Origin of the sequence: Neorhizobium sp. P12A (assembly GCF_008365395.1) — a bacterium.
In the GTDB taxonomy this organism is placed as follows: domain Bacteria; phylum Pseudomonadota; class Alphaproteobacteria; order Rhizobiales; family Rhizobiaceae; genus Rhizobium.
Window position 1 is genome coordinate 123,635 of the sequence record NZ_QOVX01000013.1, and the last position, 17,405, is coordinate 141,039.

A 17,405-nucleotide genomic window follows, 5' to 3' on the forward strand; every position below is an offset into this window, starting at 1 on the left:
CTGCCGCAGCAAGCAGGGCCGTCGTTCTCAAAAGGCCGGCGACGAGTTTCCTCCTTCACTCACCGATGTGATCTTGTTGACATATGTTATAAATAATGCAAAAAAATGCAAGCGATAAAAAAAATTTCAGAAATGACGAAATGCTTCGGAGGAGACATGGCCCGGCCCGCCGTAAAACGCAGCAATGAAGACAGCCTCGCCATCCGCGCGGCGTGGCTTCACTATGCTGCCGGTCTCACCCAGGCCGAAGTCGCCTCCAGACTGGGCGTAACCAATCTCAAGGCGCATCGTTTGATCGCCAGAGCCAACCAGAATGGCGCGGTCAAGATCACCATTGATGGCGATGTCGCGGAGTGCGTCCTTCTGGAGATGAAGATCTCGGCCCGCTACGGATTGGAATATTGCGAGGTAACGCCCGACCTTCATGAAGAGGGCATGCCGCTTCGTGCCATGGGTATCGCAGGGGCGGGCTTCCTTCAGCGCGAGATAGAGAACCTGCAGGGCGGCATGATCGGCATCGGTCATGGCCGCACCTTGGCTGCTGCAGTCGCGGACATGCCGCGCATGGATGCAGGCAAGGTCCAGTTCGTATCATTGATGGGCGGTCTGACGCGGAACTATTCGGCGAACCCCTATGACGTCATGCACCGTCTGGCGGAAAAGACCGGCGCCTCCGCCTTCGTGTTGCCGGTGCCGTTTTTTGCCAACAGCACCGAAGATCGAGAAGTGCTTCTGGCGCAACGCGGGGTGCGGGAGGTCTTCGGCCTTGCTGCGCGGGCCGATCTGCTGGTCGTCGGTATCGGCACTGCCGAACCAGAAGCGCAGCTTGTCGCTTCGCAGATGATCGAGGTCTCGGAGATCCGAGAGGTTCGTGATCTGGGCGGTGTCGGGGAAATGCTTGGCCATTTCTTCGATCGAACAGGCAAGCCGATCCAGACGTCGCTCGCGGCACGCACCCTGTCTCCCGATCTTGCGGGCCTGAAAGGACGCAGGATTGTTGCCATCGCGGGCGGGCGGGAGAAGGTGGAGGCGATCAGGGCGGTCCTGAAAAGCGGCTGCCTTCGTGGTCTGATCACCGATGAGCGTACTGCGCAAGCGCTGGTCGCGGGCGATCCGGCGTGAGGAATGGCCGTGTGATCAGCAGCAGGCTTGGAACGGAGGAGACGTGTTTTTATGCGTGAGGCTGGACGCGATATTCTGATTGGCATCGACGCCGGAACCTCTGTCATCAAGGCGGTGGCCTTCGATCTGGCAGGACGGCAGATCGCTGCGGCATCCGTACCGAACCGATATGTCACGCGGACCGACGGCGCTGTCCTGCAGTCTCTGGACCAGACCTGGGCCGATTGCGCGCAGACGCTGCGCGATCTCGGAGCCAAGGTGGACAATCTTGCGAACCGCGTGGCGGCGGTCGCAGTGACAGGGCAGGGCGACGGTACATGGCTCGTTGGCTCCGGCAACCGCCCCGTCGGCGACGCGTGGCTCTGGCTCGATGCCCGCGCGGCGACAACCGTCAGCCGTCTGTCGAGCACTGTGGGTGATCGCGTCCGCTTCGAGGCGACAGGCACAGGCCTTAATACCTGCCAGCAGGGCGCGCAGCTTGCTCATATGGACCGCACGCAGCCGGATCTGCTCGACCGGGCCGAAGTCGCGCTGCATTGCAAGGACTGGCTCTATCTCAACCTGACCGGCGTGCGGGCCACGGATCCGTCCGAGGCGAGCTTCACCTTCGGCAATTTCCGGACGCGGCGGTACGACGACGACGTCATCGATACGCTGGGTCTGATACGTCGCCGTGCGCTGCTGCCCGAGATCGTCGAGGGAACCGAAATCGTCCATCCGCTGCTGCCGGAAGCAGCGGCCCTTTGCGGATTGCGCGCCGGGACACCCATCTGCCTCGGCTACGTCGACATGGTGATGACGGCGCTCGGAGCGGGTGTGCGCACCGGCGGAAAGAACGCCGCCTGCTCGACGATCGGTTCGACCGGCGTGCACCTTCGCGCAAAGCCGGTCTCCGAAGTTCATCTCAACGATGAGCGAACGGGATATGTCATCACGCTGCCGATGCCCGGGATCGTCACCCAGGTGCAGACCAATATGGGCGCGACGATCAACATCGACTGGCTTCTCAAGCTTGCCGCAGAACTGATGAGCGAGGGTGGCCGAGCCGTTCGGCCGGAAGAGCTCGTCTCGCGCGTCGATCAATGGTTTTACACGAGCCTCCCGACGGGGCTCCTCTATCATCCCTATATATCGGAGGCCGGCGAACGCGGCCCCTTCGTCAATGCCTATGCGCGGGCAAGCTTCACCGGGCTTTCGATCCGCCACGGCTTTGCCGACCTCATGCGCTCCGTCGTCGAAGGTCTCGGCATGGCGACGCGTGACTGCTACGCGGCCATGGGCGACATGCCGGAAGAGCTGCGCCTCACCGGCGGGGCGGCACGTTCTCGCGCCCTGCGCTCTTCACTTGCGGCGGCGATCAATGCGCCGGTGCGTATTTCCGAGCGCGAAGAGGCGGGAGCCGCCGGCGCTGCGATGATGGCGGCCGTCGCGATCGGCGCTTATCCCGACATGGACGCCTGCATCGCCGATTGGGTGACGCCGCTGCTGAAGACGGCCGAAGAGCCCGATCCGGCCGAGGCCGCACGCTATGATCATCTTTATTCTGCGTACGTCCAGGTACGCCAGGCGGCAGCGCCCGTCTGGGACACGCTTGCCGATCCGGCATCCTCGCTGCAATCCGAAACCCCGCAGCCCAGGTGACGCCGACAATGCCACAGGCATCCAAAGGAGCATGACATGACCGAGCCCAAAATCGTGGACCTGCTGGTGATCGGCGGCGGCATCAATGGCGCGGGCATCGCCCGCGACGCCGCCGGCCGCGGCCTGTCCGTCGTCCTTTGCGAAAAGGACGATCTGGCGGAAGGGACGTCCTCGCGTTCAGGCAAGCTCGTCCATGGCGGCCTGCGCTATCTCGAATATTACGAATTCCGCCTCGTGCGCGAGGCGCTGATCGAGCGCGAGGTGCTGTTGAAGGCTGCCCCGCACATCATCTGGCCGATGCGCTTCGTGCTGCCGCACAGCCCGCAGGATCGTCCGGCCTGGCTGGTCCGGCTTGGCCTCTTCCTCTACGACCATCTCGGCGGCCGCAAGCGGCTGCCCGGCACGCGCACGCTCGACCTTCGCCGCGATCCGGAGGGGATTCCGATCGTCGACCAGTACACCAAGGGTTTTGAATATTCGGACTGCTGGGTCGACGATGCCCGCCTGGTGGCGCTGAACGCCGTCGGCGCGGCCGAAAAGGGCGCGGTCGTGCTGACCCGCACCCCTGTTGTGACAGCCCGCCGCGAGAACGGTCTCTGGACGGTTACCACGAAAAACAGCTTTACCGGAGAAACCACGACTTACCGCGTCAAGTGTCTCGTCAACTGCGCCGGTCCCTGGGTATCCGACGTCATCGGCCGTGTCGCGGGCTCCAATTCCAGCCGCAACGTCCGCCTGGTCAAGGGCTCGCACATCATCGTCCCGAAATTCTGGCAGGGCGCCAACGCTTATCTCGTACAGAACCACGACAAGCGGGTGATCTTCATCAACCCCTACGAGGGCGACAAGGCGCTGATCGGCACGACCGATATCGCCTATGAAGGTCGTGCGGAGGATGTCGCTGCCGACGAGAAGGAAATCGATTACCTGCTTGCGGCGGTAAACCGCTATTTCAAGGAAAAGCTGCGTCGGCAGGACATCATCACCACCTTCTCCGGCGTCCGTCCGCTCTTTGACGACGGCAAGGGCAATCCGTCGGCCGTCACCCGTGACTATGTCTTCGATCTCGACGAGACCGGCGGTGCGCCGCTGCTCAATGTCTTCGGTGGCAAGATAACGACGTTCCGCGAACTGGCCGAGCGCGGCATGCAGCGCCTGAAGCATATTTTCCCCAACATGGGCGACAACTGGACAGAGCATGCGCCGCTTCCAGGTGGCGACATGCCCGATGCCGATTACGAGACCTTCGCCAATAGCCTGCGCGACAGCTATCCCTGGATGAACCGCAAGCTGTTGCATCACTACGGACGTCTCTATGGCACCCGCACGAAGGCTGTTATCGGCAACACCACCGGGTTGGAAGGGCTTGGCCGGCACTTCGGCGGGCAGTTCTACGAGGCGGAGGCCCGCTATCTCGTCGCCCGCGAATGGGCGCAGACGCCTGACGATATCCTCTATCGCCGCACCAAGCATTATCTGCATCTGACCGAAGCCGAGCGCGAGCAGTTCCGCCAGTGGTTCTCTTCCACGCAGCTCGCCGCCGCCTGAGGATATAAGAATGGCCCTGACGCTTTCCCTGAACACCAATCCTCTGGTGAACCGCTTCGCCGAGCCGGGAGACCTGGTCGACACCGTTGCACACCAACTGAAAATCCGCGATCTCCAGCTGACGCACGAGTTCATCAACCCGTCCTGGCAAGCGCCGGTTATTCGCCGGCTGACGCGGGACATGAAGGCGGCGCTGAAGCGTACCGGCGTTCGCGTAACCTCCGGCATGACAGGCCCCTATGGCCGTCTCAACCATTTCGGCCATCCCGACGCCGATGTCCGGCGTTACTATGTCGACTGGTTCAAGACATTTGCCGATATCACTGCCGATCTCGGCGGGACGTCGGTCGGCACGCAGTTCGCGATCTTCACCTACAGGGACTACGACGATCCGGCACGGCGCGAGGAGCTTGTCCAGATTGCCATCGACTGCTGGGCCGAGGTGGCGGAGCATGCGAAGGCGGCGGGCCTGAGCTATGTGTTCTGGGAACCGATGTCGGTCGGCCGCGAGTTCGGCGAAACGATTGCTTCCTGCCTGGCGTTGCAGAAGCGATTGACGGCGGCGAATATGGCCGTGCCGATGTGGATGATGGCGGATATCGATCATGGTGATGTCACCAGCACCAATCCGGACGACTTTGATCCTTATGCCTGGGCGAGGGCGGTCCCGCCATATTCGCCGATCATCCATATCAAGCAGTCGCTGATGGATAAGGGCGGCCATCGGCCGTTCACTGCCGAGTTCAACGCGAAGGGACGGATTCAGCCGGAGCCGCTTCTTGCAGCCTTTCGCGAAGGCGGCGCTCGCGACAACGAGATCTGCCTCGAACTCTCCTTCAAGGAGCGGGATCCGAACGACAGGCAGGTCATCGATCAGATTGCCGAATCCGTTGCGTTCTGGGCTCCTCATATCGACACGGGGATCGCCGATCTCAATTTGTGAGCCTGTGTGAAATATCACGACCAAAATCACAAAACGTCGTCGCGATCTTGATCTTGCAGCGAAAAATGTTACATACTGGAGACATAATCACAATATAACATGTGATATGTTGAGTTAGGAAACATGCGATGAAACTGGACGATCGGCGTCAGCAGATTGTCGAACTGCTCATGGAGGCAGGCTCGGTCACGCTCGAAGAGCTGGCGCAGCGATTCAACGTGTCCAAGATGACCATCCATCGCGATCTCGATGATCTCGAGAGTGCCGGCATGTTGCGAAAGGTGCGCGGCGGGGCGTCGATCGAGACGAGCCTGCAGTTCGAGAGCGATTATCGTTACCGCGAGCGGCGAGACGCCGAAGAGAAACGGTGCATTGCGCGTGCGGCGGCCGATCTGATCGAACCGGGCATGACCGTCTTGATCAATGACGGTACGACTGCGGGACTCCTTGCCGAGCTTCTGCCGGAAAAGCGGCCGCTGACCGTGATCACCAACAACATGGCTGCGATCGGCGCGCTCTGGAATGCCAATGGCATCAACCTGCTCGCCCTCGGTGGCAACTACTCCCGAAAGTTCAACGGTTTCTTCGGTCTGGTGACGGAAGAAAGCCTCATGCGGTTACGGGCGGATGTATCCTTCATCTCGGCTCCGGCCGTCAGCGGCATGGCCTGTTTTCACATGGACCACGAAGTGGTGCGCACAAAGCGTCTGATGATTTCGTGTGGCGCGCGCTCTTATCTCCTGGTCGATCACCAGAAGTTCGGGCGCACCGCGCTGCACCACCTGGCCAATCTGACCGAATTCGAAGCGATCATTACAGGCGCTGCGCTGGAGCGGAGCATTTCGGCACCCTTGGTGGATGCGGGCATCCGCTTGATTTCAGTGGGAGAGGAGAGAACTCATGAGCAATAAGCCCTTCTGGATCGGTACGAGCTGGAAGATGAACAAGACCCTTGCAGAGGCGCGCGCCTTTGCCGATGGCCTGATTGCTGCCGAGGGCGATGCAGACCCACGCTTTCAGCGTTTCGTGATCCCGCCGTTCACCGCGATCCGCGAGGTCAAGGCGATGCTCGTCGGCACCTCGGTCAAGGTCGGGGCGCAGAACATGCATTGGGAGGATCGCGGCGCGTGGACAGGCGAAGTCTCGCCTCTGATGCTGGTCGATTGCGGCATGGATATCGTCGAGCTCGGCCATTCGGAGCGTCGAGAGCATTTCGGCGAGACCGATGAGACGGTCGGCCTGAAGGTCGAAGCGGCGGTGCGGCATGGCCTGATACCGCTGATCTGTATTGGTGAGACGCTGGCCGATCGCGAAAGCGGACATGCAGACGAGGTGCTTGCGACCGAAGTGAAGGGTGCGCTTCAGGCGCTGTCGCCGGAACAGCGGGCAGCGCCGATCCTGCTCGCCTATGAGCCGGTCTGGGCGATTGGCGAACGCGGCATTCCCGCACGGGCGGACTATGCCGACGAGCGCCAATCCAAAATCATTGCGGTGGCCGAAAGCATTTTGGGCCGCCGGATACCCTGCCTCTATGGCGGCTCGGTCAATCCCGGCAATTGCGCCGAACTGGCGGCGTGCCCGCATGTAGACGGGCTCTTCATCGGGCGCTCGGCCTGGAACGTCTCAGGATACCTGGACATTCTGGCACGGGTCGGCGCGGCAATCTGATCAACCCATCGCAGCGTTTCGCTGCAAACAAGGAGAAATGTCATGAAACTTGCAATCGCAGGCGATAGCGCCGGAACCGGTCTTTCGCACGTACTCGCCGAGTATCTCAAGGACAAGCACGAGGTCACCGAGCTTTCCAAGAACCCTGAAGGTTCCGATGAGTTCTACGCTGGTCTCTCGGACCGTGTGGCATCTGCGCTTCTGCGTGGTGAATATGATCGGGCAATCCTGGTCTGCGGCACCGGCATCGGCGTCTGCATCTCGGCCAACAAGGTCCCGGGTATCCGCGCAGCACTCTGCCACGACACCTATTCGGCTGAACGCGCCGCATTGTCCAACAATGCGCAGATCATCACGATGGGTGCACGCGTGATCGGAACCGAAGTGGCAAAGTCGATTGCCGACGCCTACCTGGCGCAGACTTTCGACGAACAGGGACGCAGCGCCTCGAACGTTGCGGCTATCAACGAGCTGGATGCGAAATACCACGACTGAGTCGTGCAGCATTCCGGCCGATGAACCGAAGTGATTAAAGCGGCTCTTCCACGCGCCTTGATGGTCCGTGGAGGAGCCGTTTGCGTTGTGCGCCCTGGCGAAACTTATGTTGTACGGCGTGCTGTAGCGCGACTTGGAAATAGGGTCTTGCATGCGTGGGGTCAGCGGTCGACACTCACCCGCGGTTACGAGGAACGGTGCGCCGGAATGGGAGCGGCGAGCCATCCCTTCGTTCAAACATTGCGGGAGGAGCGCCATGGACGGGACAAAGCAGGTCGATCTCAATTTTTCGCTGAGCGGCAAGATCGCTCTCGTTACCGGCGGAGGCTCGGGTATCGGCAGCGCCATCGCGTCTGCCTTTGCCGTGAAAGGTGCGGTCATCGGCGTGATCGACGTGAATGAAGGCGCGGCGAAATCCAAGGCGGACGAGCTTGGCGGCCGCGCAAGGTCATTCGTTTGCGATGTCTCCGACCCGCAATCGGTCGGCGATATGGTCGCGGCTGCGGAGGCGGCTTTCGGCCATATCGATATCGTCGTGAACAGTGCCGGCGTTGTCATGCTTGCGCCGGCCGAGGACCTGCCGATCGATTTCTGGGACAGGACGATCGACATAAACCTCAAGGGCACGTTCCTCGTTTCACAGGCAGTCGGACGCGTGATGATCGGGGCGGGGAGGGGAGGCAAGATCATCAACCTTGCTTCTCAGGCAGGTACTGTCGCGATCGATCAGCATGTCGCCTACTGCGCCTCCAAATTCGGAGTTATCGGCCTGTCGAAAACCTTGGCCCCCGAGTGGGGAAAGCACGGCATCAACGTCAACACCATTTCGCCGACTGTCGTTCTGACCGAACTGGGCAAGAAGGCATGGGACGGGCCACGCGGAGAAGCCTTGAAGCAACGCATTCCCTCCGGCCGTTTTGCCTTTCCGGAAGAGATCGCGGCAGCCGCCGTCTTTCTGGCATCGAACGGTGCCGACATGATCAACGGCGCCGATCTTCTGGTCGATGGCGGCTACACGATTATCTGATTGTCTCGAGGGAATTTCTGGGATCGTCGTTCAAACCGTTCGCCTAAAGACTGCCAACAAATAATCTCGGGGAATGTCGAAATCGCTGCGGCCTGATCGTCTTTAAATCGGAGCTACGCGGCGCTCGGACGCAGCGTATTCCGAAAGCAGTCTCGGATGGGGAGGATGAGCAGGCATGAGTTCTGGCTATCGTTGGGTTATCGTTGCAGCTGGCGCACTGATGAGCTGCGTCGCTATCGGTGCGATGTTTTCCCTGGCAATCTTCCTGGAACCGATGGCCGCGGCCACCCATTGGTCGCGCGCGGGCATATCGAGCGCGATGACGCTGAATTTTCTCGTCATGGGCGTTGGAGGTTTCGCTTGGGGCGCGGCAAGCGATCGCTTCGGTGCTCGCCCGGTCGTGCTGATCGGAGCGGCGCTCCTCGGTCTTGCCCTCGTTCTGGCAAGCAGCGCTCAGTCCTTGCTCGAATTCCAGCTGATTTACGGGATATTGGTCGGTCTCTCCGCCAGCGCTTTCTTCGCGCCGATGATTGCCGCAACGACCGCGTGGTTCGACGAGAACCGCAGTCTTGCGGTCTCATTGGTCTCCGCCGGCATGGGCGTTGCGCCGATGACGATTTCACCTTTCGCGCGATGGCTGATCCTGAATTACGGCTGGCAGACCGCGATGTTCTCGATCGGCATCGTGGCCTGGGCTCTTCTCTTGCCGGCCGCCCTCCTCGTGCGAAACCCGCCCGTTCTTGCAAAAGAAATCTCGATGGCGGAGCCGGCCGCAGCGGGCGACAAGATGCCGCTTTCGCAGGTCTTCACCTCGCCGCAGTTCATCGTTCTGGGATTGACCTTCTTTGCCTGCTGTGCCGCCCATTCGGGGCCGATCTTCCATATGGTCAGCTACGCTACGATCTGCGGCGTCGCCCCCATGGCTGCCGTCAGCATCTACAGCGTCGAAGGCCTGGCGGGTCTGGGCGGACGGCTCCTCTACGGCACGCTTGCAGACAAATTCGGGGTGAAGCCGGTTCTGGTTGCAGGCCTCCTTGTGCAGGCGCTTGCGCTGGCGACCTATCTGACGGTCAGCAGGCTTGGCGAATTCTATGCCTTGGCCGTGGTTTTCGGCAGCGCCTATGGCGGCGTCATGCCGCTCTACGCGGTCCTCGCCCGCGAATATTTCGGCGGTCGTGTCATCGGCACGGTGTTTGGCGCCGCCACTATGCTGTCAAGTATCGGAATGGCCATCGGCCCGTTGATCGGCGGCTGGATCTTCGACACTTTCGCCAATTATTCCTGGCTCTTTATCGGCTCGGCCATGGTTGGGCTCGGAGCAGCAGCAATCGCGCTTGCCTTCCCGCCGCTGCCACAGGCGCGGCTTCAACAGGCCTGATGATATAGCGGCTGCCTTGCCAAAGCCGATATTGACAGAAGGGTAAAGGAAGCCGAAGCTTATGGCGAGAAAGGCAAGAAGCGAGGTGCGCTTGCCGAAGCCTGCAAGAGGCAGACACAGTGAAAACTCGGTGCCGTCGACCTGACGGCGACTGAGACTGCGCTCTCCGAACTCAAATCGGCCGCCGCCGGTACCAAGCCGACGTAGTCGAGGCAAAGGCCACGCTCCGAGCCGGACCGCCAGCAAGTTGGCGACGCCGCCAACAAGGTTGCGGCAATTGGCTGAACATGATGTGCAGCCAGGAGTTCGATAGATGACAGAAAACAAGGCCTCCCACGATACAGGCCCCGAGCCGGAGACGAGCGGTTCGGAGTTGTCAAATTCCTCCGCCGAGGATCTCGCAGTAGAATTGGCCGCGGTGAAGGACCGACTGGTGGAAGTGCTGGCCGATCAAAAACACGCTCATGCGCAGGCCCGGCGTGACCGCGACGAGGCGGTGCGACACGCCGCCGCGATCTTTGCACGCGACTTGCTATCGTCAATCGACAATCTGGAACGGACGATCAGGAGCGTGCCGGAAGACAAACTCTACGATCCCGTTGTCGCCAATCTCATGGCAGGCGTCGACGCAACGCGGCGAGCGCTACTGGACACTTTTTGCCGGCACGGCATAAAACGCATCGAACCGCTCGGCGAACGGTTCAATCCCCATCTGCACAAGGCGCGCTTCGAAACTGCCGATTCACGTCACCCTCAGGGGACCGTGACAAGGGTGATCCAGCCCGGCTATCTGCACCAGGGCCACCTTCTGCGACCGGCGGTGGTGGCGGTGAACAGGCTGCGCGATTCGCCTCCGGATTATTTGGCGACGGAGACGACCGAGACAGCGGCATCCGTTACCACGACCTTCTGACTGCCGATTTCGGCGCTTTCCGCAAGGCACGATGGACCGCTGTCATGCTGGCGTTCCGCCTTTTGGCACGTTTGTTGCACCGTAAATGCAGGCAAGTGATACTAAAGGTGCGCTCATCAGTCGCCCATTTAATGCTAGTATCGAACTCGCATCGCTATCGGGCGTAGAGCGGGTTTCAATCAGCAAGCGACATTCGTTTGACATTCGAGTGAATTTCGTTCTAACTGTGTTTACTTTCGTTTGTATTTGTTTTGTACAAGCAAGAGGGAGCTCAAGGGGATGAGCGAGTTTGGGGGTCTGCAGCATTCAAAGATTGGGACGGCGGTAGCTGCCACTAAGGCTGCCGTATGGCTAAGCGCGGTTCGGCAATAGTAGCCACTGTGTATCGCGGCCGCATGCGCGCGTGGCTGCTCGTTCCATCTTTGCATAGGCATGATGACGCTGGAAAAGGTGGAGAATAGGTTGTGCTGGGGATCTGGGAGGATCCCCAGCACCGGAAAAACCAAGGCAAGCGAATTGAAGGAGTGCATCGCCGTGCAGGCGGGCTGACGCGCCCGCAGCAGATGGCTTGTGGTCTTGTGGATTGAGGAGGCGCAGACCGGAATGCTTGAACTGAAAGATGTCGCCAAGACGGTGGGCGGTGAATGCCATATTCACCCGACCAATCTCGTCCTGGAGCGCGGGACGCTAAACGTGATGCTGGGACCGACATTGTCCGGCAAGACGTCGCTGATGCGCCTGATGGCCGGTCTCGACAAGCCGACTTCCGGATCGGTGTATTTCGATGGTGTGGATGTTACCGGCGTCCCCGTGCAGAAACGGGCGATCGCGATGGTCTACCAACAGTTCATCAACTATCCGACCCTGACCGTATATGAGAATATTGCCTCTCCCATGCGCATATCGGGCAAGGATAGCGCGACGATCGATCGCGAGGTCCGCAAGGCTGCCGAACTTCTGAAGCTGACGCCCTATCTCGATCGAACGCCCCTCAATCTTTCCGGCGGCCAGCAGCAGCGCACCGCGCTTGCCCGTGCGCTCGTGAAGAATGCAAAGCTTGTTCTCCTCGACGAACCCCTGGCGAACCTCGATTACAAGCTCCGGGAGGAGCTGCGGGAGGAGCTGCCGAAAATCTTTGCCGCCTCGGGCGCGATCTTCGTCTATGCGACGACCGAACCCTCCGAGGCCCTGCTGCTTGGCGGGAATACCGCGACACTCAGCGAAGGTCGGATAACCCAGTTTGGGCCGACTATCGGTATCTACCGCGATCCGGGCGATCTGGTGACCGCGGAAACCTTTGCGGACCCACCGCTTAATCTCCTGCAGGTCGTCAAGACTGGCAGCGCCTTCAATCGCGATGGCTCTGCCGTCTTCTCCGTCCCTTCGCATCTGGCAAGGATAGGGGACGGGCCTCTGACGATCGCATTTCATCCCCATCATCTCGGGCTTACTCCGCAAACCGAAACCGCCGCGAAGCTTCGTATCCGCTCGCTTGTGTCGGAAATCACCGGATCGGAGAGCTTCGTGCATTTGGATAATGGAGGCGTGCGCTGGATCATGCTTGCTCATGGCATTCACGACATCGATCCGGACACGGAAATCGACGTCTACGTCGATACGCGTCATCTGATGGCGTTTGATGCGACCGGTCGCGCGCTCGTCGCCGCGCCACAGGCCGCGTGAGGGGGAGATCATGGCAAGGATCACGCTCGATCACATCAGGCACGCCTACAGTCCCTTCCCGAAATCCGACAAGGATTATGCGCTGAGGGAGGTCGACCACGAATGGGCCGACGGTGGAGCCTATGCCCTGCTCGGACCCTCGGGCTGCGGAAAGACGACGCTGCTCAATATCATTTCCGGCCTCGTCCAGCCGTCGCATGGACGCATCCTGTTCGATGGCAAGGACGTTACCGATCTCTCGACGCAGCAGCGCAACATCGCACAGGTGTTTCAGTTTCCCGTCATCTACGACACGATGACCGTGTACGACAATCTTGCATTTCCGCTGCGCAACCGTGGGATCGCGGAGCCGGAAGTCGATCGGCGCGTGCGGGAAATCCTCGAGATGATCGATCTTTCCGGATGGGCAAAGCGGCGCGCCCGGGGCCTGACGGCCGACCAAAAACAGAAGATTTCGCTTGGACGCGGCCTTGTTCGTTCGGATGTCAACGCGATCCTTTTCGATGAGCCGCTGACCGTCATTGATCCCCATATGAAGTGGGTCCTGCGCTCGCAGCTCAAGAGATTGCATAAGCAGTTTGGTTTCACGATGGTCTACGTGACCCACGACCAGACGGAAGCCCTGACGTTCGCCGAAAAGGTGGTTGTCATGTATGACGGGCAGATCGTGCAGATCGGCACGCCGGCCGAATTGTTCGAGCGGCCACGCCACACGTTCGTGGGCTATTTCATCGGCTCTCCAGGCATGAATTGCATGCCTGCCAGCGTCGATGGCCACGCCGTCCGCGTCGGAAATGAAACGCTGTCGCTGGATTACGCGCCGAAGGTCGGCGGCGCCAAAAAGACGGAATTGGGCATAAGGCCGGAATTCATCCGGATCGGCCGCCAGGGAATGTCGGTCAAGATCAACAAGGTTGAAGACATAGGGCGGCTAAAAATCGTGCGCGCTCAGTTCGCAGGCATGCCGCTAACTGTAGTCGCGTCCGAAGACGCCGATATTCCGGCCGATGCCAAGGTCACCTTCGATCCGTCGGCGATAGGTATCTACGCCGATTCCTGGCGCGTCGGCAGGGAGGCTTAGACCCATGGATAAGACATGGAACAACAAGGCCTGGTTTTTCGTCCTGCCGATGCTGCTGCTCGTCGCCTTTTCGGCGGTTGTGCCGCTGATGACCGTGGTGAACTATTCGATGCAGGATACGTTCGGCAACAACCAGTTCTTCTGGGCCGGTACGGACTGGTTCACCCAGTTGCTTGCCTCATCGCGCTTCTGGGCCTCCATGGGTCGCAACCTGATCTTCTCGGCGATCATCCTCGCCATCGAGGTGCCGCTCGGGATCTTCATCGCGCTCAACATGCCCAAGAAGGGGTTTGGCGTGCCAGTTTGCCTGGTGCTCATGGCGCTTCCGCTGCTCATACCGTGGAACGTGGTCGGCACGATCTGGCAGGTGTTCGGCAGAAACGATATCGGGCTGCTCGGCTACTACGTTAATGCCCTCGGGATAGACTTCAATTATGTTCAGAACCCGTTCGACGCCTGGGTCACGGTCATCCTGATGGATGTCTGGCATTGGACAAGCCTGGTCGTGCTCTTGTGCTACGCAGGCCTGGTATCGATCCCCGACGCCTACTACGAGGCGGCCAAAATCGACGGCGCTTCCGGATGGTCGGTCTTCCGCTACATCCAGCTGCCGAAGATGAAGCGCGTCCTGCTGATCGCCGTTCTGCTGCGCTTCATGGACAGTTTCATGATCTACACCGAGCCTTTTGTCGTGACCGGCGGCGGGCCTGGCAATTCGACCACGTTCCTATCGATCGATCTCGTCAAGACGGCGCTCGGCCAATTCGACCTTGGGCCTGCTGCTGCCATGTCCCTCGTCTACTTCCTCATCATCCTGCTTCTGTCGTGGGTGTTCTACACCGTCATGACGACCTACGACGCGGAGGGCTGAAACCATGTCCGTAAGCCAAGGGACGACCAATGTGGAGCGCCACACCACAAACGGCAAAACGGGCACGGCGCATCTCGCCCAGGATCTGCCGCGCAACGAGGTCCGCCGCATGAGGCGGGAGGGTTCGCGGTTCGGTTGGCTGGTGCCGACGATCTACATCATCATCCTGCTTTTACCGATCTACTGGCTCATCAATATGAGCTTCAAGACCAACGAGGAGATCGTAAACTCGCTGACGCTCTACCCGCATGCGCCGACATTGCGGAACTACATCATCATCTTCACGGAAAAGGCCTGGTATTCCGGCTACATCAATTCGATCATCTATGTCGTTATGAACATGGTGATTTCCCTTTGTGCGGCCCTGCCGGCGGCATACGCCTTTTCACGCTACCGGTTCCTCGGTGACAAGCATCTGTTCTTCTGGCTTCTGACGAACCGGATGGCGCCGCCTGCCGTCTTCGCGCTGCCCTTCTTCCAGCTCTACTCGGCCTTCGGCCTGATCGACACCCATATTGCCGTGGCGCTCGCCCATTGCCTCTTCAATGTCCCGCTCGCTGTCTGGATCCTCGAAGGCTTCATGTCCGGTGTCCCCAAGGAGATCGATGAGACGGCCTATATCGACGGTTATTCGTTCCCGCGCTTCTTTCTGAAGATCTTCGGGCCGATGATCGCAAGCGGCATCGGCGTCGCAGCCTTCTTCTGCTTCATGTTCTCGTGGGTGGAACTCTTGCTCGCCAGAACGCTGACCACGACAGACGCCAAGCCGATTGCAGCGACGATGACGCGCACTGTGTCGGCCTCGGGCATGGATTGGGGGCTTCTCGCCGCGGCCGGGGTGCTGACGCTCATCCCGGGTGCGCTCGTCATCTACTTTGTCCGCAACTACATCGCCAAGGGCTTCGCGCTGGGGAGGGTGTGAGAATGAACCTCGACTTCACCTGGATGGCCTGGACCTGGCCGACCGCGATCTTCTTTGTCGTGATTGCGCTTCTGATCCTCAGCATGGGGGTCTGGGAATATGTATCGCCGGGCGGAAATCCGCGCATCGGCCTGCTGCGCTTCAAGACGACGCGCGGCGACCGGCTGTTCGTGTCGCTGCTCGGCGCCGCTTTCATTCATCTCGCATGGCTGGGTTTGGTGGGGCCCAACCTGTGGTGGGCTCTCGCCATCTCGGTCATCTACGCCATCGGCGTGTTCCGTTACGTGTGAGGCAAATCAATACAGATGGCCGGGGGTACTGGTCGCCTGGAGCATGAAACTGCAATCGCAAACCCTGGGAGGAAATTATGCGAAAGCAATTATTGATGACGACGGCAATTGGGCTGCTTGCGCTATCGGGGATAGCGCATGCGGGAATGAACGAGGCAAAGACATTCCTCGACAAGGAAATCGGCGATCTGTCGACCCTTTCCAGGGCGGACCAGGAAAAGGAAATGCAATGGTTCGTCGATGCGGCCAAGCCTTTCCAGGGGATGGAAATCAAGGTCGTTTCCGAAACATTGACCACGCATAAATACGAATCCGAGGTCCTGGCGCCTGCATTTACGGCAATCACCGGCATCAAGGTGACCCACGACGTCATTCAGGAGGGAGACGTCGTCGAGAAGATCCAGACACAGATGCAGACGGGGCAAAACCTCTATGACGGCTGGGTCAACGATTCCGACCTGATCGGCACGCATTGGCGCTACAAGCAGGTCCGAAACCTCAGCGACTGGATGGAGGGCGAAGGCAAGGACGTCACCAATCCCGGGCTGGACATCAAGGACTTCATCGGCACATCGTTCACGACGGCGCCGGACAAGAAGCTCTACCAACTGCCCGACCAACAGTTCGCCAACCTCTATTGGTTCCGCTACGATTGGTTCAACGACGAGAAGAACAAGGCCGACTTCAAGGCGAAGTATGGCTACGACCTCGGCGTTCCCGTCAACTGGTCTGCCTATGAGGATATCGCGCAATTCTTCACCGGCCGCGATGTGAACGGCAAGAAGGTCTTCGGCCATATGGACTATGGCAAGAAGGATCCGTCGCTCGGATGGCGCTTCACCGACGCCTGGCTGTCGATGGCCGGCAACGGCGACAAGGGTCTGCCGAACGGCCTTCCGGTCGACGAGTGGGGCATCAAGGTCGACGAGAATTCTCGTCCGGTCGGCTCCTGCGTTGCGCGCGGCGGCGACACCAACGGTCCGGCTGCAGTCTACTCGATCCAGAAATATCTCGACTGGATCAAGGGCTATGCTCCGCAGGAATCGCAGGGCATGACCTTCTCGGAATCAGGCCCGGTTCCTGCACAGGGCAATATCGCTCAGCAGATCTTCTGGTACACGGCCTTTACGGCCGACATGGTCAAGCCCGGACTGCCGGTCATGAACGACGATGGCACGCCGAAGTGGCGCATGGCTCCGTCGCCGCATGGCGTCTACTGGAAAGAAGGCATGAAACTCGGTTATCAGGACGTGGGCTCCTGGACGCTGATGAAATCGACGCCGACCGACCGCGCCAAGGCCGCCTGGCTCTACGCGCAGTTCGTGACCTCGAAGACGGTGGATGTGAAGAAGAGCCATGTCGGCCTCACCTTCATCCGCGAATCCACCATCCGCGACAAGAGCTTCACCGAGCGGGCGCCGAAACTCGGCGGTCTCATCGAGTTCTATCGCTCGCCGGCCCGCGTGCAGTGGTCGCCGACGGGAACGAACGTGCCTGATTATCCGAAGCTGGCACAGCTTTGGTGGCAGGCCGTCGGCGACGCGGCCTCCGGAGCGAAGGATGCGCAGGGTGCGATGGACTCGCTGTGCTCCGAACAGGAAAAGGTGCTGCAACGTCTGGAACGGGCAGGGGTCCAGGGTGACATCGGACCGAAGCTGGCCGATGAGCACGATCTTGCCTACTGGAACGCCGATGCTGTCAAGAAAGGCAATCTGGCGCCGCAGCTGAAGATCGAGAACGAAAAAGAAAAGCCGATCACGGTGAACTACGACGAGCTTGTCAAGAGCTGGCAGTCCTCCAACTAAGCAATGCATTGCAGGGCG

General features: G+C 60.1%; 16 protein-coding genes. All 16 read left to right on the forward strand.

Translation table 11 applies throughout. The features are described from left to right. Positions 1-156 precede the first annotated feature (156 nt). A complete protein-coding gene (locus DTW90_RS26840) occupies positions 157-1,122 on the forward strand; it encodes a sugar-binding transcriptional regulator (RefSeq protein WP_149342309.1) in 966 nt (321 codons plus the stop codon). A 51-nt stretch (positions 1,123-1,173) separates the two neighbouring features. Further along, a complete protein-coding gene (locus tag DTW90_RS26845) occupies positions 1,174-2,763 on the forward strand; it encodes an FGGY-family carbohydrate kinase (RefSeq protein WP_149342311.1) in 1,590 nt (529 codons plus the stop codon). 36 nt (positions 2,764-2,799) lie between these two features. Further along, a complete protein-coding gene (locus tag DTW90_RS26850) occupies positions 2,800-4,311 on the forward strand; it encodes a glycerol-3-phosphate dehydrogenase (protein WP_149342313.1) in 1,512 nt (503 codons plus the stop codon). A gap of 10 nt (positions 4,312-4,321) precedes the next feature. Next, positions 4,322-5,254 (forward strand): TIM barrel protein, encoded by a 933-nt coding sequence (locus tag DTW90_RS26855; protein ID WP_149342315.1) that lies wholly within the window; start codon positions 4,322-4,324, stop codon positions 5,252-5,254. 128 nt (positions 5,255-5,382) lie between these two features. Next, positions 5,383-6,165 carry a DeoR/GlpR family DNA-binding transcription regulator gene (locus tag DTW90_RS26860; RefSeq protein WP_132524434.1) on the forward strand — a complete coding sequence of 261 codons (783 nt, stop codon included), beginning with the start codon at positions 5,383-5,385 and terminating at the stop codon, positions 6,163-6,165. After that, positions 6,155-6,922, forward strand: a complete 768-nt coding sequence (locus DTW90_RS26865; protein ID WP_149342317.1) for a triose-phosphate isomerase — start codon at positions 6,155-6,157, stop codon at positions 6,920-6,922. The genes DTW90_RS26860 and DTW90_RS26865 overlap by 11 nt, the downstream gene beginning before the upstream one ends. 42 nt (positions 6,923-6,964) lie before the next feature. Continuing rightward, positions 6,965-7,417, forward strand: a complete 453-nt coding sequence (locus tag DTW90_RS26870; RefSeq protein WP_132524432.1) for an RpiB/LacA/LacB family sugar-phosphate isomerase — start codon at positions 6,965-6,967, stop codon at positions 7,415-7,417. Between the two features lie 256 nt (positions 7,418-7,673). Beyond that, on the forward strand, positions 7,674-8,444 hold the full coding sequence (locus tag DTW90_RS26875; protein WP_149342319.1) for an SDR family oxidoreductase: 771 nt from the start codon (positions 7,674-7,676) through the stop codon (positions 8,442-8,444). Positions 8,445-8,619: 175 nt separating this feature from the next. Continuing rightward, positions 8,620-9,822 (forward strand): MFS transporter, encoded by a 1,203-nt coding sequence (locus DTW90_RS26880; protein ID WP_149342320.1) that lies wholly within the window; start codon positions 8,620-8,622, stop codon positions 9,820-9,822. A gap of 313 nt (positions 9,823-10,135) precedes the next feature. Further along, positions 10,136-10,735, forward strand: a complete 600-nt coding sequence (locus DTW90_RS26885) for a nucleotide exchange factor GrpE (RefSeq protein WP_149342322.1) — start codon at positions 10,136-10,138, stop codon at positions 10,733-10,735. A gap of 603 nt (positions 10,736-11,338) precedes the next feature. Then, the gene (locus tag DTW90_RS26890) at positions 11,339-12,418 is read left to right on the forward strand and encodes an ABC transporter ATP-binding protein (protein ID WP_149342324.1); all 1,080 of its coding nucleotides are present in this window, start codon (positions 11,339-11,341) and stop codon (positions 12,416-12,418) included. 10 nt (positions 12,419-12,428) lie between these two features. Continuing rightward, positions 12,429-13,499, forward strand: a complete 1,071-nt coding sequence (locus tag DTW90_RS26895) for an ABC transporter ATP-binding protein (protein WP_149342326.1) — start codon at positions 12,429-12,431, stop codon at positions 13,497-13,499. A 4-nt stretch (positions 13,500-13,503) separates the two neighbouring features. Then, positions 13,504-14,370, forward strand: coding sequence for a sugar ABC transporter permease (locus tag DTW90_RS26900; protein WP_132524426.1), 867 nt, complete (start codon positions 13,504-13,506; stop codon positions 14,368-14,370). A 4-nt stretch (positions 14,371-14,374) separates the two neighbouring features. Beyond that, positions 14,375-15,292 carry a carbohydrate ABC transporter permease gene (locus DTW90_RS26905; RefSeq protein ID WP_149342328.1) on the forward strand — a complete coding sequence of 306 codons (918 nt, stop codon included), beginning with the start codon at positions 14,375-14,377 and terminating at the stop codon, positions 15,290-15,292. 2 nt (positions 15,293-15,294) lie between these two features. After that, positions 15,295-15,582, forward strand: a complete 288-nt coding sequence (locus tag DTW90_RS26910; RefSeq protein ID WP_132524424.1) for a DUF2160 domain-containing protein — start codon at positions 15,295-15,297, stop codon at positions 15,580-15,582. 77 nt (positions 15,583-15,659) lie between these two features. Then, on the forward strand, positions 15,660-17,387 hold the full coding sequence (locus DTW90_RS26915) for an ABC transporter substrate-binding protein (protein ID WP_149342330.1): 1,728 nt from the start codon (positions 15,660-15,662) through the stop codon (positions 17,385-17,387). Positions 17,388-17,405 lie beyond the last annotated feature (18 nt).